The 23021-nt window shown below is 29.9% G+C and carries 19 protein-coding genes and 1 other annotated feature; of the genes, 14 read left to right on the top strand and 5 right to left on the bottom strand.

The window, feature by feature from the left end:
- Positions 1 to 8 precede the first annotated feature (8 nt).
- The gene (gene asnS, locus ACZ5TJ_RS14675; protein WP_464200551.1) at positions 9 to 1403 is read right to left on the bottom strand and encodes an asparagine--tRNA ligase; all 1395 of its coding nucleotides are present in this window, start codon (positions 1401 to 1403) and stop codon (positions 9 to 11) included.
- Between the two features lie 64 nt (positions 1404 to 1467).
- Positions 1468 to 1728 (bottom strand) — a binding site (T-box leader).
- Positions 1729 to 1827: 99 nt separating this feature from the next.
- Here asnS and ACZ5TJ_RS14670 point away from each other — a divergent pair.
- A complete protein-coding gene (locus ACZ5TJ_RS14670) occupies positions 1828 to 2232 on the top strand; it encodes a cytochrome b5 domain-containing protein (RefSeq protein WP_464200550.1) in 405 nt (134 codons plus the stop codon).
- Positions 2233 to 2393: 161 nt separating this feature from the next.
- Positions 2394 to 3836, top strand: coding sequence for an FAD-dependent oxidoreductase (locus ACZ5TJ_RS14665; RefSeq protein WP_464200549.1), 1443 nt, complete (start codon positions 2394 to 2396; stop codon positions 3834 to 3836).
- A 61-nt stretch (positions 3837 to 3897) separates the two neighbouring features.
- On the opposite strand, the gene ACZ5TJ_RS14660 is transcribed toward ACZ5TJ_RS14665, so the two are convergent.
- Positions 3898 to 4596 (bottom strand): metallophosphoesterase family protein, encoded by a 699-nt coding sequence (locus ACZ5TJ_RS14660; protein ID WP_464200548.1) that lies wholly within the window; start codon positions 4594 to 4596, stop codon positions 3898 to 3900.
- A 140-nt stretch (positions 4597 to 4736) separates the two neighbouring features.
- Here ACZ5TJ_RS14660 and ACZ5TJ_RS14655 point away from each other — a divergent pair, with 140 nt between their 5' ends.
- Positions 4737 to 5816, top strand: coding sequence for a M24 family metallopeptidase (locus tag ACZ5TJ_RS14655; protein ID WP_464200546.1), 1080 nt, complete (start codon positions 4737 to 4739; stop codon positions 5814 to 5816).
- A 72-nt stretch (positions 5817 to 5888) separates the two neighbouring features.
- Here the strand turns inward: ACZ5TJ_RS14655 and ACZ5TJ_RS14650 are convergent, their stop codons facing one another.
- Positions 5889 to 7115: a NupC/NupG family nucleoside CNT transporter gene (locus tag ACZ5TJ_RS14650; protein WP_464200545.1), complete on the bottom strand. Its 1227-nt coding sequence runs from the start codon at positions 7113 to 7115 to the stop codon at positions 5889 to 5891.
- A 60-nt stretch (positions 7116 to 7175) separates the two neighbouring features.
- The gene (locus ACZ5TJ_RS14645) at positions 7176 to 7994 is read right to left on the bottom strand and encodes a purine-nucleoside phosphorylase (protein WP_464200543.1); all 819 of its coding nucleotides are present in this window, start codon (positions 7992 to 7994) and stop codon (positions 7176 to 7178) included.
- 288 nt (positions 7995 to 8282) lie between these two features.
- Here ACZ5TJ_RS14645 and ACZ5TJ_RS14640 point away from each other — a divergent pair, with 288 nt between their 5' ends.
- Positions 8283 to 8753: a YdcF family protein gene (locus ACZ5TJ_RS14640; protein ID WP_464200542.1), complete on the top strand. Its 471-nt coding sequence runs from the start codon at positions 8283 to 8285 to the stop codon at positions 8751 to 8753.
- Positions 8754 to 8786: 33 nt separating this feature from the next.
- Here ACZ5TJ_RS14640 and murC read toward each other — a convergent pair whose 3' ends face one another.
- Positions 8787 to 10163, bottom strand: coding sequence for a UDP-N-acetylmuramate--L-alanine ligase (murC, locus tag ACZ5TJ_RS14635; RefSeq protein ID WP_464200541.1), 1377 nt, complete (start codon positions 10161 to 10163; stop codon positions 8787 to 8789).
- A gap of 248 nt (positions 10164 to 10411) precedes the next feature.
- Between murC and purR the strand changes: the two genes are divergently transcribed.
- From purR to ACZ5TJ_RS14585, 10 genes are all read left to right on the top strand, one after another.
- Positions 10412 to 11227 carry a pur operon repressor gene (gene purR / locus ACZ5TJ_RS14630; RefSeq protein ID WP_039312589.1) on the top strand — a complete coding sequence of 272 codons (816 nt, stop codon included), beginning with the start codon at positions 10412 to 10414 and terminating at the stop codon, positions 11225 to 11227.
- Positions 11228 to 11365: 138 nt separating this feature from the next.
- On the top strand, positions 11366 to 11641 hold the full coding sequence (gene spoVG / locus ACZ5TJ_RS14625) for a septation regulator SpoVG (protein ID WP_039312591.1): 276 nt from the start codon (positions 11366 to 11368) through the stop codon (positions 11639 to 11641).
- A gap of 206 nt (positions 11642 to 11847) precedes the next feature.
- The gene (gene glmU, locus ACZ5TJ_RS14620) at positions 11848 to 13218 is read left to right on the top strand and encodes a bifunctional UDP-N-acetylglucosamine diphosphorylase/glucosamine-1-phosphate N-acetyltransferase GlmU (protein ID WP_464200538.1); all 1371 of its coding nucleotides are present in this window, start codon (positions 11848 to 11850) and stop codon (positions 13216 to 13218) included.
- Positions 13219 to 13273: 55 nt separating this feature from the next.
- Positions 13274 to 14233: a ribose-phosphate diphosphokinase gene (locus ACZ5TJ_RS14615; protein ID WP_039312596.1), complete on the top strand. Its 960-nt coding sequence runs from the start codon at positions 13274 to 13276 to the stop codon at positions 14231 to 14233.
- 198 nt (positions 14234 to 14431) lie between these two features.
- Positions 14432 to 15118, top strand: a complete 687-nt coding sequence (locus ACZ5TJ_RS14610) for a response regulator transcription factor (protein WP_039312599.1) — start codon at positions 14432 to 14434, stop codon at positions 15116 to 15118.
- On the top strand, positions 15119 to 16537 hold the full coding sequence (locus tag ACZ5TJ_RS14605; RefSeq protein WP_464200536.1) for a sensor histidine kinase: 1419 nt from the start codon (positions 15119 to 15121) through the stop codon (positions 16535 to 16537).
- Between the two features lie 14 nt (positions 16538 to 16551).
- Positions 16552 to 17637 (top strand): S1C family serine protease, encoded by a 1086-nt coding sequence (locus tag ACZ5TJ_RS14600; RefSeq protein WP_464200535.1) that lies wholly within the window; start codon positions 16552 to 16554, stop codon positions 17635 to 17637.
- A gap of 143 nt (positions 17638 to 17780) precedes the next feature.
- Positions 17781 to 18356 (top strand): aminoacyl-tRNA hydrolase, encoded by a 576-nt coding sequence (gene pth, locus ACZ5TJ_RS14595; RefSeq protein ID WP_045725153.1) that lies wholly within the window; start codon positions 17781 to 17783, stop codon positions 18354 to 18356.
- Positions 18357 to 18370: 14 nt separating this feature from the next.
- Positions 18371 to 21883 (top strand): transcription-repair coupling factor, encoded by a 3513-nt coding sequence (gene mfd / locus ACZ5TJ_RS14590; RefSeq protein ID WP_464200534.1) that lies wholly within the window; start codon positions 18371 to 18373, stop codon positions 21881 to 21883.
- Between the two features lie 88 nt (positions 21884 to 21971).
- Entirely contained in the window at positions 21972 to 22994 is a 1023-nt protein-coding gene (locus ACZ5TJ_RS14585) for a peptidylprolyl isomerase (RefSeq protein WP_464200533.1), read from the top strand.
- Positions 22995 to 23021: the final 27 nt, after the last annotated feature.

The raw sequence follows: 23021 nt of genomic DNA, 5'->3' as shown, positions 1-23021 counted from the left end.
TTTGTTTATTAGAAGTCTGATTGACCAGTTGTTCTTGGGAATGGTATAACGTCTCTGATGTTTGTCATTCCAGTGATGTACATGATAAGTCTTTCAAATCCAAGACCGAATCCAGCGTGCTTAGTTTCTCCGTACTTTCTAAGCTCTAAGTACCACCAGTAATCTTCTTCGTTTAAGTTAAGTTCAGCCATTCTCTTCTTAAGAACGTCAAGTCTTTCTTCTCTTTGGCTACCACCTATAATTTCTCCTATTCCAGGAACTAAAAGGTCCATAGCTGCAACTGTCTTGTTATCATCGTTCATTCTCATGTAGAATGCTTTGATATCTTTTGGATAGTCAGTTACAAATAAAGGTCTCTTGAAGTGTTCTTCTGTTAAATATCTTTCATGTTCTGTTTGAAGATCGATTCCCCATTCAACTGGGTATTCAAATTTCTTATCACAGTTCTTTAATATTTCAACAGCTTCAGTGTAAGTAACCTTAGCAAATTCTGAGTTTGCTACGTGGTTTAATCTTTCAACTAATCCTTTATCTATGAATTTGTTGAAGAATTCTATTTCTTCAGGACATTCTTTCATTACGTATTTAATTACGTAAGTAAGCATTTCTTCAGCAAGTTTCATATCATCATTTAAATCAGCAAATGATATTTCAGGTTCTACCATCCAGAATTCTGCTGCGTGTCTTGCAGTGTTTGAATTTTCAGCTCTGAATGTTGGTCCAAATGTATAAATGTTTCTAAATGCTAAAGCAAAAGTTTCTCCATTTAATTGACCTGAAACTGTAAGGTTAGTTTCTTTTCCAAAGAAGTCTTTTGAGTAGTCTACAGCACCTTCTTCTGTCATTGGTACGTTGTCTAAATCAAAAGTTGTTACTTTAAACATTTCTCCTGCACCTTCACAGTCGCTTCCAGTTAAAAGAGGAGTGTTTGTATATACAAATCCTTTATCTTGGAAGAACTTATGAATAGCGTAAGCTGCAACTGATCTTACTCTAAATACAGCTGAGAAAGCGTTACTTCTTGGTCTTAAGTGAGCTATTGTTCTTAAGTATTCAAAAGTATGTCTTTTCTTTTGTAGTGGGTAATCTGAATCTGACATACCTTCGATGATTACTTCTTTAGCTTGAATTTCAAATGGTTGTTTTGCATTTGGAGTTTCAACTAAAGTACCAACAACCTTTAATGATGAGCTTATTGGTAATTTTGATATTTCTTTAAAGTTACTTAAGTTATTGTCAAAAACAACTTGAATGTTCTTAAAGAAAGAACCATCATTGATTTCAATAAAACCAAAAGCGTTTGAAGCTCTTAAAGTTCTAATCCAACCAGTTATTGATACTTCTTTGTTTAAATACTCAGAAGTGTTTCTGTAAAGTGACTTTACTAAAATGTTTTTATCCATTAATATTACCTCCTGTAATTTATAATTATCTTTTTAGAAAATAAAAAAACCTTTCATCCCAAAAATATGGGACGAAAGGATACATTCGCGGTACCACCCAAATTGCTATAAAAATTTATAGCCAACTCAAATTTAAGCACAGTATTATGCTCAATCTAGAAGTTAACGGTCTAGATTATCCGTCTAAGTCTACTAATAAATAAAAATTTACTTTCGGTTAGAAACTCAGAGATGTTCTTCACTAATAGGCTTCGTATAAGGCTTACACCGTCCCTTACTCGCTATAACTACGTCCTAATGCTACTCTTCTCGTCACAGTTATAATGTTAATGTTATATTAAATTGATTTTACAATACTTTTTGAGCAAATGCAACACAGTTAGCATATATTGATTATATATTACTATATGTTAGGAGAGAAAGAATGTTATTTGATAAGATTATAATAAAAAAAATGAGAGAGTTAAATGAGTTAAAGGGAATGCTTTTTTATAGGGGAGGAGAATATAGAGAAGATATTATAAATGAAATTAAGTATATTGTAGGGGATTTAGAGGTATTACTTGAAGAACAAAGAGAAGAATTTAGGGCTAGAACTAAAGAATTTACTTTAGAAGAATTAGCTATGTATGATGGAAGAAATAATAGGCCTGCTTATGTAGCTATTAATGGATCAGTTTACGATGTAACAGGAGTGCAAGGATTTATGAATGGACAGCATTTTGGAGTTAAGGCTGGTACTGATGCAACTAATGATTTTATAAGATGCCACGATAATAAAAGAGAAATGTTAGGAGATCTCAGGATTGTAGGTGTTTTAAGGCAGTAAAACATAATACTATTTATTTAATATAACTGGAATTAATTTCAGTTATATTTTTTTGCAAAGTTTTACTTTAGTATTTACTATATTTAATTAATATAGCATTAATTAAAGTTTTTATGAGTATTTTGCTACATAAAATGGAACACTAAATAGGAGGTGAAATTATGAAATCGTTATGGAATGAAGACTATAATTTTAAAAAAAGAAATTCTCTACCAGGAGATATTGAAGCAGATGTTGTTATTATAGGGGCTGGAATTACCGGATTATTAATAGGTTATATGTTAAAAAAAGAAGGAATAGACCCAATTATAATAGAAGCTGATAGAATTGCAGGAGGAAATACTAAAAATACAACTGCAAAGATAACATCACAGCATGGATTAATTTATGACACTTTAATAAAAGAATTTGGAGAAGATGGAGCAACGGAATATGCAAGGGCCAATGAACTTGCTATAAAGAAATTTAAAGAAATAATTGAAAAAGAAAAAATAGACTGTGATTTTGAAGAAAAGGCAGCTTATATATATTCAAGAGACAAAGAAGATGAAATTAAAAATGAGTTTGATGCTGCAATAAGACTTGGAATTGATGCAGAACTTGTAAATGAAACTAAGCTTCCTTTTGATATTAAACTTGGATTAAAGTTTAATAATCAAGCACAGTTTAATCCAATTAAGTTTTTAAATAAGATAGCAGAAGAGCTTACTATATACGAAGATACTAGAGCTCTAGATCTTAAAGATAAAACTATAATTACTAATAGGGGAGAGATAAAAGCAAATAAAATAGTAGTTGCAACTCATTTTCCAATCTTTAATACGCCTGGATATTACTTTATGAGAATGTATCAAGATAGATCATATGTTATAGCACTAGAAAACGCTGAAGATGTTGATGGAATGTATATTGATATAGATAAGAGCACAGGAAATTCATTTAGAAATTATAAAAATTTATTATTACTAGGTGGAATTTCACAAAGGACAGGAGAAAATGAAGAGGGCGGATGCTACGAAGTTTTAAGAAAGAGAGCAAAAGAGCTTTATCCTAATGCAAAAGAAAAGTATCATTGGTCAGCACAAGATTGTATTAGTTTAGATAATCTGCCTTACATAGGAGAATATTCATTAAAAACAGATAATCTTTATGTTGCTACAGGATTTAAAAAGTGGGGAATGACAACTTCTATGGTAGCCGCAATGATAATATCAGATAAGATTTTAGGAAGAAAAAATGATTTTTCAAATATATTTTCTCCAGATAGATTTGATATGTCAGAGTCAGTTGATAGCTTACTAAAAAATACTAAAGAAACTGTAAAGAATTTTATAGCACAAATAGTTGATATACCAGACAGTAAAATAGAACATATTAAAAATGGCCATGGTGGACTTGTAGAATATAATGGTGAGAAACTTGGAGTTTATAAAGATGAAAATGGAGAGAAATATATTGTAAAAACAAAATGTACTCATTTAGGATGTCAGCTTCATTGGAATGCAGATGAATTAACTTGGGACTGTCCATGTCATGGCTCAAGGTTTGATTATAAAGGATATATAATTGATAGTCCAACAACTAAAGAACTTAACGATAAATAGATTTTTATAATAAAGTAAGACCTAGCTAATTAAGCTAGGTCTTACTTTTTGTTAAAGAGATTTATTCAACACCAGTTTCAAAAGATCTTATTAAACTTTCTGGGAATTTAAGCATAGTCATATCTTTTATTATTCTTTTTACTTCATATTCAATCTCAAATATTTGAGCTTTAACATCTCTATCTTTTTCAATATCTAAAATGCAGTAAGTTGGATTTGGACGACCTATTTTAGGTTTACCTACACTACCGTCATTAACAAAAAGCTTTTGTCCAAATTTCTTAATTGAAGGAATATGAGTATGAGCACATACTAATACATCTGCATCTAAGTTTTCCATTATAGAAGCTGTATTGTCTCCTTCTTCTAACATATATTCATTAATTTTATTTGGGCTACCATGAACAAATAAAACTTTCTTTCCTTCAAATTCTAAAGTTAAAGATGTTGGAAGTGAATTTAAATAAAATTTATTAGCCATTCTAAGCTCGTCTACAGTAAATGGAAGAGAGAATGAATTAGTTCTTGTTTCTCTTATATAAGTAAAGCTTTCATCTACAACAGATGCATCATAATTACCCTTTAAACATAAAATATTTCTTCTCTTTATCATTGCTATAACTTCATTAGGATGAGGACCGTAGCCAACTAAATCACCTAAACATATTATTGTATCAACTTTTTTATCTTCGATATCTTCAAGCACTCTCATAAGGGCATAAAGATTTCCGTGTATATCTGATATTACTGCTATTTTCATGTACATATCCTCCTAAAGGTTTTCTTAAATAATATTATATCACTCTAGAAACATGCAAAAAATAAATAATAGATTAAGTTGTTATTTATTTTCAGTATATTATAATGGTATAAAAGAATAATTTTACGGAGGGATGAATTATGAAACAAAATAGAGTACAAAGAGCAATTGAAAAGATGAAAGAAAACAATTTATCACAAATGTTAGTTTCATCATCAGATTCTTTATTTTATCTAACAGGTAAATGGTTTCATACAGGAGAAAGAATGATAGCATTACTTATAAGAGAGGATGGAAATCATAAATTAATAATAAATAAAATGTTTCCTGTAGACGAACAAATAGGATTAGATGTAGTCAGATTCGAAGACACTGATAACCCTACAGAAATTTTAGCAAAATATATTGATAAAGATAAAACTTTAGGAGTAGATAAAAAATGGCCATCTCATTTCTTAATAAGCTTAATGAAATTAAATGCGGCTAAAGATTATGAAAATGCATCTCCTATAGTTGATGATTTAAGAAGAATAAAAGATGCAGAAGAAATAGCTATAATGAAAGAAGCTTCAAGATTAAATGATGAAGCAATGGAAGAATTATGGACTAAGTTTGAAGAAGGAAAAACTGAAAACTACTATGCTGAAGTTTTAAAAGATATATATGCAAAACAAGGAGTTAATGAAGTTTCATTTACACCAATTATTGCATTTTGTCCAAATGGTGCAGATCCTCATCATGAAACAGATGATACTAAACTTAAAAAAGGTCAAAGTATTGTTATAGATATGGGAGGAGTTTATAAGGACTACTGTTCAGATATGACAAGAACTGTATTCTTTGGTGAAGAACCTTCAGAAGAGCATAAGAAGATTTATAACATAGTAAAAGAAGCTAACGAAAGAGCTATTGCTATGATAAAACCAGGAGTTAAATTTAAAGATATAGATAATGCAGCAAGAAGCTACATAACAGAGAATGGATATGGAGAATACTTCACTCATAGAACAGGACATTGCATAGGAATAGAATGTCATGATGCTGGTGATGTAAGTGGAACTAACGAAAATACTGTTGAACCTGGTATGATTTTCTCAATTGAACCTGGTGTATACTTAAAAGATAACTTTGGAGTTAGAATAGAAGATTTAGTATTAGTTACTGAAGATGGATGTGAAAGATTAAATAAAGTAACTAAGGAACTAACAGTTATAAAATAATAAATTAATATATTAGTTTATAAAATAAAAAAGTGTTTAGACTTTTGTCTAAACACTTTTTTATTTTATATATTACATTGAGAATAGTACACCTGCAATTGTACCTGTTAAACAAGTAGCAAGAGCACCACCTAATAATGCTTTGAATCCTAATTTAGCTATTAGTCCTTTTTTGTCTGGAGCTAAAGCACCTATACCACCAATTTGGATAGCAACTGAACTGATGTTAGCAAATCCACATAATGCGTAAGTAAGTATAAGTATTGTCTTAGGTTGTAGAGTACCAGCTGCGATAAACTTAGATAATTCTGAGTATGCAACGAATTCGTTAATCATAATCTTTTGACCAAGTAAGCTACCAGCAGTTGATATATCTGAAGTTGGTATACCCATTACAAATGTTAATGGTGAGAATAGCTTACCAAGTATCCATTGGAAGCTAAGTGTTGGGAATCCGAAAAATCCACCAATAGCAGCTAATATGTAGTTAAGTAATGCAATAAGTGCAACGAATGCTAAAAGCATAGCAGCAACATTTAATGCAAGACCAAGACCTTCACTAGCACCATTTGCAGCAGCTTCAACTACGTTTGAAGCAGTTTGTTCTATTTGGATATCAGTAGTATTCTTAGTTTTTGGTTCTTCTGTTTCAGGAACTAATATTTTAGCTAATATAAGTCCTGCAGGAGCAGCCATAATACTTGCAGCAAGTAAGTCACCAGCGTTAACACCCATAGCAACATATCCTGCCATAACACCACCTGCAACAGTAGCCATACCACCTACCATGATAGCCATAAGCTCTGATCTAGTCATATCCTTAATGAAAGGCTTAACTAGAAGTGGTGCTTCTGTTTGACCTAAGAAGATGTTACCAACAGCACTTAGTGTTTCAGCACCTGATGTACCAAGTAACTTACAAATGAATTTAGCTATAATCTTAACTATAAATTGCATGATTCCTAAGTAATAAAGTATTCCCATTAAAGCTGAGAAGAAAATGATAGTTGGTAGTACTTGTAGTGCGAAGATCATACCAAAAGTATTTTGATCTAGTAAGTTACCAAATAAGAAGCTTGAACCTTCTTTAGTGAAGTCAAGTAACTTAGTTATGGCGTTACTACAAAATTCAAAGAATGCTCTACCAGCTGGAACTTTTAAAATGATAAGTGCAAATATAACTTGAAGACCAAGTCCTGTTGCAACTAATCGCCAGTTGATTTTTTTTCTGTTTTCTGAGAATATTGCTGCTATTGCTAATATAGCTACAATACCAATTAATCCTATAAATCTACTCAATGTTCGTTCTCCTTTGTGTATAAAATTTAGTTGTGTGTTTGATATATATTAAAAAAATTTTTATAAATTTTTTATAATCCCTTTAGTTAAAGCCATGAAGCTTTCTTTAGCTTTGTTTGAAGTTTCAATAACTTCTTCATGGTCAAGTGGTTGGTCTAATATTCCAGCAGCCATATTAGTTAGGCATGATATACCTAAAACTTCAATGCCTGAATGTCTAGCTACAATTACTTCTGGAACAGTAGACATTCCAACTGCATCAGCACCTAATACTCTTGCCATTCTAACTTCGGCAGGAGTTTCATAAGTAGGTCCACTAAACATAGTGTAAACTCCTTCTTTTATATCTATTCCTAAATCTTTTGCAGTATCTTTTGCAGTCTTTATAAGATTAGGATTATAAGCTGCTGACATATCAAGGAATCTAGGCCCAAAGTCATCTAAATTTTTTCCAATTAAAGGATTAGCACCAGAGAAATTAATATGATCCTTTATAATCATTAAATCTCCAGGTTTAAATGATGTATTAACAGAGCCAGCCGCATTGGTAACGATTAACTTTTCAACGCCAAGCTTTTTCATTACTCTTATTGGGAAGGTAACTACACCCATTGGATAGCCTTCATAATAATGGAATCTTCCTTGCATCGCTACAACGATTTTCCCTTCAAGCTTTCCGATGACTAAACGACCTTCATGCCCTTGCACTGTTGATACTGGAAAATTAGGCAGCTCTTCATAAGGATAATATTCAGGTTCTTCTATTAAATCTGCAAGAGATCCTAAACCAGATCCTAGAATAAGTCCTATTTGAGGTTTATACTTACTTTTTTCAAGTATAAAATCTGCCGTGCTTTTCGCGGTGTTTGATAAATCCATTTTGTATCACCTCTATATTTATTTTTGACAAAAAACATTAATTAAAAAACGTTTATTATTTAAATTATAAAATAAATTCATTCAAATTAAAATACAATATATAAAAAAATATAAAATATATAAAATTTAAGCGTAATAAATAGAATAATGTCGAAATCACAATAAATGTAGTCTAATGCATATAATAGTATATACTATTGTTAGGTGGTGTGCAAAATAATATTTTTGGTAATAGTCGTTATATTTCTTATTCTGATTTTAAAGATAACAATTACACACAAGATTTCTATGCCTAAGAAAAGTGATGTAATAATAATACTGGGTTGTAATCTAAATAGTATTTTTATGACTCAAAGACTTAAAAAAGGTGAAGAACTTTATAAAAAGGATATGGGGAAATATATAATAGTTACTGGTAAGGGGAATGACCTTTTAACAGAAGGGGAAGGCATGAAAAATATACTAGCTAGTAAAGGGATAGATGAAAATATTATATTAGTCGAAAATAATGCTAAAAACACTTATGAGAATCTTAAATTCTCAAAAGACATAATGGATAGAAAAAAGTTAAGTAGCGCAATAATAGTGTCTGACTCATATCACTTAGCACGAATAAAGATGATAGCTAAAAACATTGGAATGGAAGCTATTGTCTACGGAGAACAGTGTAATTACTATAGTAAATATGAAATACGAGCAATACTTAGAGAAATACCTGCTTATATAAAAGATTTTTTTATTAGTAAGTTTAAAAAATAAAGAAGTGACTAACTTAGTCACTTCTTATTTTAATTATTTAGATAATAATTTTTCACCAACTAAAACAACATCACCAGCACCTACTGTTAATAGCATGTCTCCAGGTTCTAATATTGTTTTAACATATTGAACTGCTTCATCATGTGAATGTACATTTGTACATTTAACTCCTTTAGCTCTTATAGCATCTCCTAATTCATCTGAAGAAACAAGACCAGTATCTTTTTCTCTTGCCGCATAGATGTCCATTAATACTAATTCATCAGCTTCGTTAAATGCTTCTGTAAATTCATTGAATAAAGTTTTTGTTCTTGTGTAAGTATGTGGTTGGAATACACATATAGTTTTCTTGTGAGGTATTTTCTTAGCTGTGCTTAAAGTAGCTTTAATTTCAACTGGGTGATGAGCATAATCATCTATTACAGTGATTCCATCTATTTCACCTTTGTATTCAAATCTCTTATGAGCTCCTTTGCATTCAGCTAATCCTTCAATTATATTTTCATATGGAAGACCAAATATTAAACCAACAGCAATACTTGATAAAGCATTTAATACGTTATGCTTACCTGGCATGTTTAATTGTAGAGAGAATAAATCTTCATTGTCCTTACATACAGTAAATGAAGCACAACCTCTGTTGTTGTATTCTATATTCTTTGCAACTATATCTGCATCTTCAAATCCGTAGCTTATAGTATTACATTTTGCTTCCTTTAATATAGTAGATACATTTTCATCTCCATTATATCCTATTAAATATCCATCTTCAGGGATAAGTGTTGAGAACTTTTTAAATGTTTCTGTTATGTGATTTAAGTCTCTATAGTAATCAAGATGGTCAGCGTCTATATTTAAAATAATTCCTATGTAAGGGAAGAATTTTAAGAATGACTCTTTATATTCGCATGCTTCAGTAACGAAATATTCACTGCTTCCTATTCTATAATTACCCCCAATAACATCAAGTTCTCCTCCAACTAAAATTGTTGGATCTAAATTAGCTTTTAAAGTCATATTAGTAATCATGCTAGTAGTTGTAGTTTTACCATGAGTACCTGAAACTGCTACATTATATTTATGACCTTTCATTATAAGTCCTAAAAATTCAGCTCTATCCATTAGGTGGATATTTTTATCTTTAGCTTCAACTATTTCAGGATTATCTTGAGGAATTGCAGCTGTATATACAACTAAGTCAACATCTTGGATGTTTTCTTTTTTATGTCCTATATAAATTTCTGCCCCTTTTTCTTTTAAACTATTAGTGATATGTGATTCTTTAGAGTCAGATCCTGAAACTTTAAATCCGTTATTTAAAAGTACAGCAGCAAGACCGCTCATACTTATACCACCAATTCCAATAAAGTGAACTTTTTTATGTGTATCTTTTAAAAAATCAAATGACATGAGATCAACCCCTTTTTATTAGTTCATTTATAATTATATACATTTTTAATTAATTGAACACAATAAAAAGGTGAATATTTAAAAATTTTTTTGAAATATAATCCAAATTTAAAATTTATTTAAAAACATTTATATAATCTAAAGAATAAAAGATATTGCACTATATAAAAATATAGAATAAAATATGAATATTAAGGGCTTAAATGTAAAAAATAATTCGTAAAATAATGAATATGTAGGTGATTTTTATGGAAAAGTTAAGCAGAAATAGTAGAGTTGTTATAATAACTAAAATATTAATAGAAAATCCGAATAAAATTATTGGACTAAATAAATTTTCAGAACTATTAAACGCAGCAAAATCAACAATAAGTGAAGATATAGTTATAGTAAGAGAAGTTTTAGAAAAACTTCAAATGGGGAAGGTAGAAACAATATCAGGTGCCGCAGGTGGAATAAAGTACATTCCTGATATGAGTATATCTAAAGGAAAAGAGTTTGCAGCAAAGCTATGTGAATTATTAAAAGATGATGAAAGAGTTATTGCAGGGAATATAATCTACATGACAGATTTAATGTATAATCCTGAGATTATAAGTAATGCAGGAACACTTCTTTCTTCATGGTTTGAAAATCAAGAAGTGGATTATGTTATTACAGTTGAAACTAAAGGAATACCTCTTGCTTATGAAGTTGCTAGAAACTTAGGGGTTCAACTTGTAATTGCAAGAAGAGAAAATAAATTTACTGAAGGAACTACTATGACAATAAATTATGTTTCAGGTACAAGTGGAAGACTTCAGCAGATGTCCTTATCTAAAAAATCAATGAAGAGTAATTCAAAATGTATATTCATTGATGACTTTATGAAAGGCGGAGGAACTGCAATTGGAATAAAGGATCTTTTAAGAGAATTTGAAAGTGAATTAGTTGGTATTGGAGTTTTAGTTGATAATAAAGAAGTAGATAAGAAGTTAGTTGATGAATATGTATCAATAGTTGAATTACATTCAGTAGATAAATCTTCAATTATTGACATACGTCCATCGAAGATATTCGAATAGAAATATAATGAAAAAATGCAAAGATTACACCAAAAGTAGAAAATAAACATAATTTTTTAAATATTTCCAAATAAAAAGAGGAAATTGCCAATCTATGGAGAAATATAATATCATCAAGGCAACTGGAGGTGTAGTCAAATGCAAATCACAGACGTGAGAATTAGAAAGATAGCTACAGATGGAAAGATGAAAGCAATAGTATCTGTTACTTTTGATGATCAATTTGTAGTACATGACATTAAGGTGATCGAAGGGCAAAACGGGTTATTTATAGCAATGCCAAGTAGAAAGACACCAGATGGAGAGTTTAAGGATATAGCACATCCTATAAACACTGATTCAAGAGAAACAATTCAAAAAGCTATTCTTGAAGCATATGATAAAGCATTAACAGAAGATGTAAATGCAGAATAATCTATAAGACATAAAAATAAAAGGGAATTCCCTTTTATTTTTTTTGTCTTGCTTAAATTTAAAGGATTGCAATGCTTGAAATGAATTTGGGATTGAAATATAATAAGATAGATATATCTTATTATTGAAAAAATTAAATAATATATACTAGAAAATTAAAAAATGTATACTAATAATAAATAATTTGCATAATATGAGGTGGTAAAGTGTATAAATGTGCGTTAATACTTGCAGCTGGACAAGGTAAGAGAATAAAATCTGACATTCCAAAAGTTCTACATAAAGTATGTGGAAAAGAAATGGTCAATCATGTTATAGATAATATGAGAAAAGCTAGCATAGAAGAAATAGATGTAATTGTAGGAAAAGGTGCTGAAAGAGTAAAAGAAGGTACTAAAGATAGAAACGTATTCTATTCACTACAAGAAGAACAACTAGGAACTGGACACGCTGTTAAGTGTGCTAGTGATTTCTTAAAAGGAAAAAAAGGAACTGTAGTCATCTTTCCAGGAGATGCACCACTAACAAAGAAAGCCACTATAGAAAACTTAATGAAAGAGCATGAAGAAAATAAGAATGCTGCTACATTATTAAGTGCAATGGTAGAAGATCCAACAGGATATGGAAGAATAATAAGAGATGAACACGGAAATGTTCTAAAAATTGTAGAACACAAAGATTGTAATGAAGAAGAATTACTAGTTAATGAAATGAATGCAGCAATGTACTGCTTTGATATAGAAGAATTAGTTAATTCATTAGATAAACTTTCAAATAATAATAATCAAGGTGAATACTACCTTACTGATGTAATTGGAATCTTAAAAGAAGAAGGTAAAAAAATAGGGGCAGTAGTAACTGATTATGAAGATACAATAGGAGTTAACTCAAGAGTTCAATTAGCTGAAGCTGAAGAACTATTAAGAAATAGAATAAATAATACACATTTAGAAAATGGTGTAACTTTAATTGATCCTAAAGCAACATATATAGGAATAGATGTTGAAATCGGAAAAGATACAATAGTATATCCAGGAACAATATTAGAAGGAAATACTGTTATAGGGTCAGATTGTCTAATTATGCAAAACTGTAGAATTAAAGACAGCACTATAAATGATGGTGTAACAGTTGAATCATCAGTAATATTAGATAGTGAAATCGGAAAGAATACTACAGTTGGACCATTTGCTTATATTAGACCAGAAAGCAAAATTGGTGAAAAAGCAAGAATAGGAGATTTCGTAGAAATTAAGAAATCAACTATAGGAAATGGAACTAAGGTTTCACATTTAACTTACATTGGAGATGCTGAAGTTGGAGAAGGATGTAACTTTGGTTGTGGTACAGTCGTAGTTAATTATGATGGAAAAGTTAAAAACAAAACAATAATAGGAGATCATAGCTTTATAGGATGTAATACTAATCTAGTTTCACCAGTCGAAGTTCATGATAACACTTATATTGCAGCAGGCTCTACAATAACTAACGATGTTTTAGAGGGAGAACTTGCAGTTGCAAGAGCTAAGCAAAGAAACATTAAAGGTTGGGTAGAAAAAAAAGGCCTAAAGAAGTAGATAATTAAAATTTATATACAAAAAGAGCTAAAATTTGAGGAGGTCTTCAACAATTATGTTAAGTCATGTAAAGAATATTAAAATATTCACAGGGAATTCACACCCGGAATTAGCTGAGGAAGTAGCTAGCATACTAGGATTAGAAGTAGGTAATGCTAAAGTAGGAACTTTCAGCGATGGTGAAATATCAGTAGATATTAATGAATCTGTAAGAGGTGCTGACGTATTTATCGTACAATCAACTTGTTCACCAGTTAATAATAACTTAATGGAATTATTAATAATGATAGATGCATTTAAGAGAGCATCAGCAGGTAGAATAACAGCAGTTATGCCATACTATGGATATGCAAGACAAGATAGAAAGGCTAAATCAAGAGATCCAATAACAGCAAAGTTAGTTGCAGATCTTTTACAAGCTGCAGGAGCTGATAGAGTACTTACAATGGATCTACATGCATCACAAATACAAGGTTATTTCAATATACCAGTTGATCACTTAGTTGGATCACCAATACTTTCAAAATACTTTGTAGAAAAAGGATTAGCAGATCAAGACGATGTAGTAGTAGTTTCACCAGACCTTGGAAGTGTTACTAGAGCTAGAAAATTTGCGGATAGATTACACGCACCAATAGCTATAATAGATAAGAGAAGACCAAAAGCAAATGTATCAGAAATAATGAACATTATAGGTGATGTTGAAGGCAAGAAATGTATCTTAATAGATGATATGATAGATACAGCAGGAACTATTTCAAATGCGGCAAATGCACTTAAAGATTTAGGAGCTAAAAATGTATATGCTTGCTGTACTCATGGAGTATTATCAGGCCCAGCATTTGAAAGAATAAATAATTCAGCAATAGAAGAATTAGTAATGTTAAATACTATAAAGTTACCAGAAGGTGTAGATAAAGAAAAGTTCAAATCAATATCAGTAGCACCATTATTTGCTGAAGCAATTAAGAGAATATACGATGATGAACCAATAAGTAAATTATTCGAAGCATAATACATAGCAACAAAACCTCTAGGGAAATTTCTAGAGGTTTTTTTTATAATCTTTGGATAATGATAATTTATAGTTAATAATTTGTAACTTATTTGACGAAACTATATTAAAAAGTATAAAAAAATGATAAATTTATATTTGTTAGTTAACATGAATAATACAAAATTAACAATATTTAAAAAATACGGAGGTGCCGTTATGGAAGGCGTTTTAGGTAAGGTATTAATAGTTGATGATGATGAAAATATTTGCGAAGTTATAAATATGTACGTTAAAAGTGCAGGATATGATACAAGAGTTGCTCACAATGGAAAAGAAGCAGAAGAACAATTCTTAGATTATAAACCAGACATAGTATTATTAGATGTAATGATTCCAAACATAGATGGAATAGATGTTTTAAAATGGATAAGAAAAGAAGGTACAACTCCTGTAATAATGCTTACTGCAAAAGGAGATACATTCGATAAAGTATTAGCATTAGAACTTGGAGCAGACGATTACATAGTTAAACCATTTGAACCAAAGGAATTACTTGCAAGAGTTAAAGCTGTAATGAGAAGATACACAGCTGATAATACAAATAAAGAAGTAATCCAATACAATGATTTAACAATAGATGCAAATTCATATAGAGTAATTTATAAGAATAATGAAGTAAAAATGCCACCTAAAGAATTCGAACTATTATATTACCTAGCATGTAATAAAAATAGAGTATTCACAAGAGAACAGTTACTATGTGAAGTTTGGGGATATGATTATCCAGGAGACTCAAGAACTGTTGACGTTCACGTTAAGAGATTAAGAGAAAAACTTCATTCAGGAGACACATGGCAAATAGAAACTGTTTGGGGGGTAGGCTACAAATTCGAGGTGAAATAGATGAAGAAAAATAGCTTAGCATATAGGCTTATAATTACATTCACTTTAATTTTAGCTACTGCACTTATAGTTGTTGCTGGAGTTTTATCTGTTTGGTTTAAACAATATTATTTTAATGAAAAGAAAGAACAGCTAAATAAGGAAAGCACAATAATAGAGAGTGCTGCAATAACGTATTTAACATTAGATAAGAGTTCTAATCTTACAACCCTTAAAAACGTTATGGATTTCGTAGGTAAGACTGTCGATGCAGATATATTAGTTGCAGATAATATGGGATATACATATGCTGTATCTAAAAGCGAGCATGAAGATTATAAGTTTACTAATTTAGGAATCCCTAAAGAAGATATGGAGATCTTAAAAGAAGGTAAATCAATAGAGTATGGCAATGTAAAAACAGGTGATAAGAGCGATTATGTATATTTAAAACCAATATTTAATAAAGAATATTTTAGTGGAGTTATAGTTATGATTATACCTGCTGAAAGTATTGTAGCTCCAATAATAAGAGTTAATGAAGTTATATGGATAACTGCTATAATAGCTATTATAGTTGGAGGAATTGTAGTATATGTATACAGTAAAAAATCACTTATAGAACCTATAGATAAAGTTACAACTGTAGCTAAGAGATTAGCTAAAGGAGAGGTAAATCAAAGACTAGAGATAAAATCAAACAACGAAATAGGAGAACTTGCAGAGTCATTTAATATAATGGCAGAATCCCTAGAACAAGTTGATGAAAACAGAAGAATATTTATATCTAATGTATCTCATGAGCTAAGATCACCAATCACATCTATAAAAGGATTTATATCAGGTATATTAGATGGAGTAATCCCTAAAGATAAAGAAGGATATTATTTAAATATTGTTTATGAAGAAACTGATAGATTATCAAGACTTATAAATGATTTGCTTGATATTTCAGCATTAGAATCAGGTAAAATGAAGCTTAATAAACAAGAGATAGATATAAGCAATTTACTAAAGCATACAGTTGCAAAATTTGAAGGCACTATAAATCAAAAAGGGTTAAATGTTGATGTAGTTTTAGAAAAAGAACATCAATATGTAATCGGAGATAACGATAGAATAACTCAGGTAGTTACTAATTTAATAGATAATGCTATTAAATATGGTTCAGAAAATGGAAATGTTGAGATAGATACTACATCTAAGGGAAATAAGGTATATGTAAGTGTTTATAATGATGGGCCATTATTAACAAAAGAACAACTAGTTAAGATTTGGGATAGATTCTACAAAGCTGATGTTTCTAGAACAAATAAAGTAAGTACGGGGCTTGGACTTCCGATAGTAAGGCTAATACTTACTGAACATGGTGAAGATATCTGGGTTGAAAATTATAAAGATAGTGGAGTGAAATTCACTTTTACTTTAACTAAGAAATAGGCTTGGTGATTACTATGATAGATAATAATGATAAATCGGGTAATATAAACTTTAAGCGTAAGACTAATATTTTCACAAAGAAAAATATATTCATAACAATAGCCATAATATTACTTTCTATAATAACTGGTATAACATCTGTAGCTTATGTATTAAATAAGTTAGACATAAGTAATTATAAAAAGCACCAAGATGATAAGTTTGGGATATTGATTAATTCAGATACAAAGAGAGTAATAGATACAGTTGGACCGTCTATAGTTACAATTGGAGAGAGTGCTAAGGCATTAGAAAGTCATGAACTTCCTAATAAGAATGTTTCTGGTGTAATTACTAATAAAGATGGCCTTATACTTACCTCATATTCAGCTATAGAGAATTTTAAGGGTATATATGTTAAATTAACAGCTAAAGGTGCAAAACCTACAAAAGGAATATTACTAGGTAAAGATGCTAAATTAGATTTAGCATTAATAAAAATTCCAGGCGATGATTTAACTCCTGCTAAAATGGCAAAAGATACTGAAATTAAAGAAGGTAATATAGTATTTGCGTTAGGTAATAGTACTTCAGATAGTTATATAGGTGTAATAACGCCTGGTATAATAACTTCAACTAATCATATAATAAATATTAATAATGATAAGTTTAGAGCTATTCAAACTAGTGCTGTTATGAATAATGAAAACTTTGGTGGTATTCTTTGTAATGCTAAAGGTGAAATGGTCGGCATGAATAGTAAATTATTCACTGATTTATATAAAAAGGATAACTTATACTTTGCAATAGGAAGTGAAGCCTTAAAAGCTGCTGAAAATGAAATAATAAAATCTTCAGATGTACTCGGAATAAAAGGATCACAAGTAAAGGTATCTGATAGAGAAGAGGAAAATGGATTTTATGTAGAAGCCGTAGTTGATAGTGGCAGAGCAGAAAAAGCAGGTATGAAGGTAACAGATATAATAATAAAGGCTAATAATAAGAAGGTATCATCTTACGAAGATTTGATAGATATTATTAAAACTACTAAGCAAGGTGGAAAAATAGAGTTTACAATTCTAAGAAACGGAATTGAAAAAAATATAAATATAACTTTATAGTGTATAATAGTAAAGAGGCTTTTTTTAAAAGTCTCTTTATTATTGTTAAAATTTAGTATAATATTAAGTAGTATTTGAATTATAAAGTGTTATATGGTAACACTTATAATATAAAAATATTTTAAGATAAAGAGGAGAAAGACATGTTTTTAATAGTTGGACTTGGAAATCCAGAAGAAAAATATAATAATACTAGACATAATATAGGATTTGAAGCTGTAGATTATATAGCTGATAAGTATAATATAGATATAAATAGGAAAAAATTTAAAGGTGTGTACGGAGAAGGTTTTATAGGTAATGAGAAGGTAATACTTATGAAGCCAACTACATATATGAACTTAAGTGGTGAATGTATAAGAGAAGTTATAGATTTTTATAAATTAAGTAACGAGGATATATTAGTTATATATGATGATATAAGCTTAGATGTAGGAAGAATAAGAATAAGACCTAAGGGTAGTGCTGGTGGTCATAATGGGATAAAGAGCATTATAAATCATTTAGGAACTGATGAATTCTCAAGAATTAAAATAGGGGTAGGACAACCTAAGGGGGATTTAGTAAACCACGTTTTAGGTAAGTTCTCTAAAGAAGAAAATGAAGTTTTAGAAGAAAGCTTAGAAGCTACAAAACTTGCAACAGAGACAATAATAAAGGAAGATACACAAGCTGGGATGAATAAATTTAATGGATTTAAAGCAAAGAAAAGTATTTAAGGATGGTGCATAGCATGAGATTAGAAGGGTTAATGAAGCCCTTATATGAGAGTAGGGAATTTAATAATATTAAAAATAATATAGAGAATAAGAAATTTCCATTAGCTATATATGGGCTAGCTGATTCAGGAAGAACTTATTTAATTGATGCTTTATATGAACAATATGATAAGCCTATAGTTATTGTAACTCATAGTGATATGGAAGCTAAGAATTTATATGAAGATCTTAGCTTTTATTCAACAGATGTTTATTATTTCCCTGTAAGAGAGGTTGTTTTTTATAATATCGATGCAATATCTGGGGATTTAAGATGGGCTAGACTTAAGGTAATAAAGGAGATACTAAACAAAAAGAAAAAGATTATAGTAACTTCTGTTGAAGCCTTTGCAGCTGGATATACACCTAGAAAGTTTTATGAGAACCATAAAATAAACTTAAAAATTTCAGATGAAGTAGATTTTAATAATATAGCAAAGCTTTTAGTTGAAGGTGGATATGAAAGAGTAGAAATAGTCGAAGGTAAGGGTGAATTTGCATTAAGAGGTGGAATATTAGATGTGTATCCACCAGATTCAGCATACCCATATAGAATTGAACTATTTGGAGATGAAATTGATTCAATAAGAACATTTAATACTGAATCCCAAAGAAGTATTGAAAAAGTTAAAACTGTAAAGATATTCCCAGCAAAAGAAATAATAGTGGATGATGAAAGTATAAAATATGCTAATGAATCTCTTAAAAGTGAACTTGAAAAAGCGCTTCAAAATAATAAGGATAAAGAAACAAGAGAAAAATTAACTGAGATTATAAATAGAAACTTAGAAAGTTTAAATAACTTATCTAACTTTGAAACTATAGATTCATATTTACCATTTTTCTATGAAAAGTTAGAAACTTTATTTGATTATTTTAAAGACTACACTTTTATAATTGATGATACATCAAGAGTACTTGGTAAGATTGAAAGTACTTATTCAGAGTTTAGGGAAAACTTCTCAATGTTTCTTCAAAAGGGTAATATATTACCAAAGCATTCAGAACTATTAATTGAATATGATAAGTTAGTAGAACAGTTTGAAAGATGTGATTTAATAACATTAGATCCATTTGCAAAGGTAAGGGATATTTTTAGACCTATATCAATGGCAAACATAAAACAATTAACACTTAATAATTATCAAGGACAATTAGAGTTTTTAATAGAAGAAATAAATAATAAAAAGAGTAATGGTTTTAGAACACTAATATTATCAGGAACTAGAACAAGGGGAGAGAGACTTGTTGATACTCTAAGAGATAGAGGCATAGAAAGTGTATATAAAGATGATGTATCAGATATACAATGTGGAGAGGTTGTAATAACTTTTGGTAATCTTTTAAGAGGGTTTGAGTATCCTAATGAGAAATTATGCCTTATATCTGATAAAGAAGTATTTGGTGAAGCTAAGAGAAAGCTTGCTAAAAAAAGAAAAAATAGAAAAGGTGTTGCTAAAATTAATTCCTTTGCTGAACTTAAAATTGGAGATTATGTTGTACATGTAAACCATGGTGTTGGTGTATATAAAGGAATAAAGCAAATAGAGGTAGCTGGAAACACTAGAGATTATCTTGATATTGTATATCAAAAAGGTGATAAGCTTTATGTACCGGTAGAGCAGTTAGACTTAGTTCAAAAGTATATAGGTAGTGAAGGTAAATCTCCTAAGGTTAATAAGCTTGGGGGAATGGAGTGGCAAAAAGCTAAGAGCAAGGTAAGAAAATCTATAAATGAAATAGCAGAAGATTTAATAAAACTTTACGCAACTAGAGCAACATTAAAGGGGCATAAATTTAGCAAGGATACAGAATGGCAAAGACAATTTGAAGATGAATTCCCATATGAAGAAACACCAGATCAATTAACTTCATTAGAAGAAATAAAGAAAGATATGGAGTCTTCAAAATCAATGGATAGACTTTTATGTGGTGATGTTGGATATGGTAAGACAGAAGTTGCACTAAGGGCTGCATTTAAAGCTGTTATGGATGGAAAGCAAGTTGCATTTTTAGTTCCAACTACAATACTTGCAGAACAGCATTATAAAAATATGCTAAAGAGGTTCTCAGACTTCCCAATAAAGATTGATATGATTAGTAGATTCAGAACTGCAAAGCAGCAAAAGGCTACTATTCAAGCTGCTAAAGAAGGAAATGTAGATATACTTGTTGGAACTCATAAGTTAGTTGCTAAAGATATTCAATTTAAAGATTTAGGTCTTCTAATAATTGATGAAGAGCAAAGATTTGGGGTTAAACAAAAAGAAAAGATTAAAGAATTAAAGAAGAATGTTGATGTACTAACACTTAGTGCTACACCAATTCCAAGAACCCTTCATATGTCATTAACTGGGGCACGTGATATATCAGTTATTGAAACGCCACCAGAAGAAAGATATCCTGTTCAGACATATGTTATAGAACAAAATGATCAGCTTATAAGAGATGCTATTTTAAGAGAAATGAATAGGGGAGGTCAAGTATTCTTTGTATTTAATAGAGTAGAAAATATCGAGAATATGGCAAACTATATTAAAGATTTAGTACCTGAAAGTAGAGTAACATTTGCTCATGGTAGAATGACAGAAAGACAGCTTGAAACTGAAATGATGTCATTTATGAATAAAGAATATGATGTGCTTGTTTGTACAACTATTATAGAGACAGGTATTGATATGCCTAATGTAAATACAATAATAGTAAATGATGCAGATAAGATGGGACTTTCACAGCTGTATCAATTAAGAGGTAGAGTTGGAAGATCAAATAAAATAGCCTATGCATATCTTTTATATACTAAGGATAAAGTATTAACTGAAGTAGCTGAAAAGAGATTAAAGGCATTAAAAGATTTTACAGAGCTTGGCTCAGGCTTTAAGATTGCCATGAGAGACCTTGAAATTAGAGGAGCAGGTAATATGATGGGATCATCCCAACATGGACATATGGCGACAATAGGTTATGATTTATATTGTAGAATGCTTGAAGATACAATAAAAATTATTAAAGGTGAAATCACAAAAGAACCTGTTGAAACAACTGTTGATATAAAGGTAGATGCATATATACCATCAACATATATAAAAGATGAAAATCAAAAAATTGAGGTTTATAAGAAGATTGCAGCTATAGAAAGTTTAGATGAATATATGGAAATTAAAGATGAGTTAGAAGATAGATACTCAGAAATTCCAGATTCAGTTTATAACCTAATGGATATAGCATATATTAAGAGTAAGGCAAAACAACTTAATATAGAAGAAATAAAAGAAACACCAAAAGGATTATTCTTTAAATTTGAAGAGGGCGATAAAGAACATATTAAAATCTTTAAAGTTCTTCTTGAAAAATATAAAGATAATGTTATTTTAAAGTTTGGAAATAATCCAGAATTTTCATTTAAACAAAATAGTATTAAGAAGGATGATATGTTACCTTTCTTCAAGGAAATGTTAGATAACATAATAAAAGTAATAAATACTTAAAACATAGTTAATTGAATTAAGTATATAATATTGATATACTTAATAAGTGTAAATTTTTACAAATAAATAGTAAAGTGAGGTAAGTAGCGTGGGAAAAGTTAAAAAGATAATAGCCTTAGGATTAGTTGCAGTAGCTAGTATGTCATTTGTAGGCTGTAAGATGATTCAAAAGACACCAGAAGCAATAAAAAACGAAGTATTAGCTAAAGTTGGAGATCAAAAAATCACAAGAGGTGACTTAGATAGAGCAATGAGCACAGTTTATAGTCAATTAGAACAACAATATGGAAAGGACTATAAAAATAATGCTCAAATAAAATCACAATTACTAGAAGAAGAAAAGAATGCATTAAACACATTAGTAGAAAGAGATGTAATGCTTGCAGAAGCTAAGAAAAATAATTGGGGACCATCAGAAGAAGAGATAAATAAGAAAGTCGATGAAAGAATAAAACAAATGAACGAAGCATATGGTGGAGAGGATAAATTTAAAGCAGCTTATGAAGAACAAGGATTTAAGGATGAAGCTGCAGTAAAAGAGCAATTTAAAGATGATATAATAGTTGAAAATGTAATTAAGGAACATATAATAAAAGATATTAGTGTTTCTGATGACGAAGTTAAAAAGTACTATGAAGATAATAAATCTCAATTTGCATCAAATAAACCAGGTGCAGATGCTTATAATATAGTAATTCCAGACGGAAAAGATGCTGAAGCAACAGCTAAAAAGGTAAGAGAAGAAATAGTATCAGGAAAAGCTACATTTGCTGAAATGGCTAAAAAATATAATACTGATGCTACAAAAGATAAAGGTGGATCATTAGGCTATATTGATTATGATTCAACACAACTTATTCCAGAATTCATGGATGCATTTAAAAAGCTTAAAAATGGAGAAATATCACAACCTGTTAAGAGTCAATTTGGATACCATTTAATAAAGGCTGAAAATGTTAATACTAAGACAGAATATAAATCATTTAAAGATGTAAAAGATACAATAAAAAATTCTCTTCTACAACAAAAGCAAAATAAAGCTTACGAAGAAAAGCTTAAAGCATGGAAAGAAGAAATCGAAGTTAAACTTTACGAAGATAGATTACAATAAAAATTATATGGAAAAGGGTACTAATAA

The sequence above is a fragment of the Clostridium budayi genome, from assembly GCF_055396605.1.
This window is presented reverse-complemented; position numbering and strand designations above follow the sequence as displayed.

Excerpts from the sequence above, each read along its gene's own strand:
- asnS (WP_464200551.1), bottom strand. The coding sequence starts at position 1,403 with ATGGATAAAAACATTTTAGTAAAGTCACTTTACAGAAACACTTCTGAG.
- spoVG (WP_039312591.1), top strand. The coding sequence starts at position 11,366 with ATGCAAATCACAGACGTGAGAATTAGAAAGATAGCTACAGATGGAAAG.
- ACZ5TJ_RS14660 (WP_464200548.1), bottom strand. The coding sequence starts at position 4,596 with ATGAAAATAGCAGTAATATCAGATATACACGGAAATCTTTATGCCCTT.
- ACZ5TJ_RS14605 (WP_464200536.1), top strand. The coding sequence starts at position 15,119 with ATGAAGAAAAATAGCTTAGCATATAGGCTTATAATTACATTCACTTTA.
- pth (WP_045725153.1), top strand. The coding sequence starts at position 17,781 with ATGTTTTTAATAGTTGGACTTGGAAATCCAGAAGAAAAATATAATAAT.
- ACZ5TJ_RS14665 (WP_464200549.1), top strand. The coding sequence starts at position 2,394 with ATGAAATCGTTATGGAATGAAGACTATAATTTTAAAAAAAGAAATTCT.
- ACZ5TJ_RS14645 (WP_464200543.1), bottom strand. The coding sequence starts at position 7,994 with ATGGATTTATCAAACACCGCGAAAAGCACGGCAGATTTTATACTTGAA.
- ACZ5TJ_RS14640 (WP_464200542.1), top strand. The coding sequence starts at position 8,283 with ATGCCTAAGAAAAGTGATGTAATAATAATACTGGGTTGTAATCTAAAT.
- ACZ5TJ_RS14600 (WP_464200535.1), top strand. The coding sequence starts at position 16,552 with ATGATAGATAATAATGATAAATCGGGTAATATAAACTTTAAGCGTAAG.
- ACZ5TJ_RS14610 (WP_039312599.1), top strand. The coding sequence starts at position 14,432 with ATGGAAGGCGTTTTAGGTAAGGTATTAATAGTTGATGATGATGAAAAT.
- ACZ5TJ_RS14615 (WP_039312596.1), top strand. The coding sequence starts at position 13,274 with ATGTTAAGTCATGTAAAGAATATTAAAATATTCACAGGGAATTCACAC.
- murC (WP_464200541.1), bottom strand. The coding sequence starts at position 10,163 with ATGTCATTTGATTTTTTAAAAGATACACATAAAAAAGTTCACTTTATT.
- purR (WP_039312589.1), top strand. The coding sequence starts at position 10,412 with ATGGAAAAGTTAAGCAGAAATAGTAGAGTTGTTATAATAACTAAAATA.
- ACZ5TJ_RS14670 (WP_464200550.1), top strand. The coding sequence starts at position 1,828 with ATGTTATTTGATAAGATTATAATAAAAAAAATGAGAGAGTTAAATGAG.
- mfd (WP_464200534.1), top strand. The coding sequence starts at position 18,371 with ATGAGATTAGAAGGGTTAATGAAGCCCTTATATGAGAGTAGGGAATTT.
- ACZ5TJ_RS14655 (WP_464200546.1), top strand. The coding sequence starts at position 4,737 with ATGAAACAAAATAGAGTACAAAGAGCAATTGAAAAGATGAAAGAAAAC.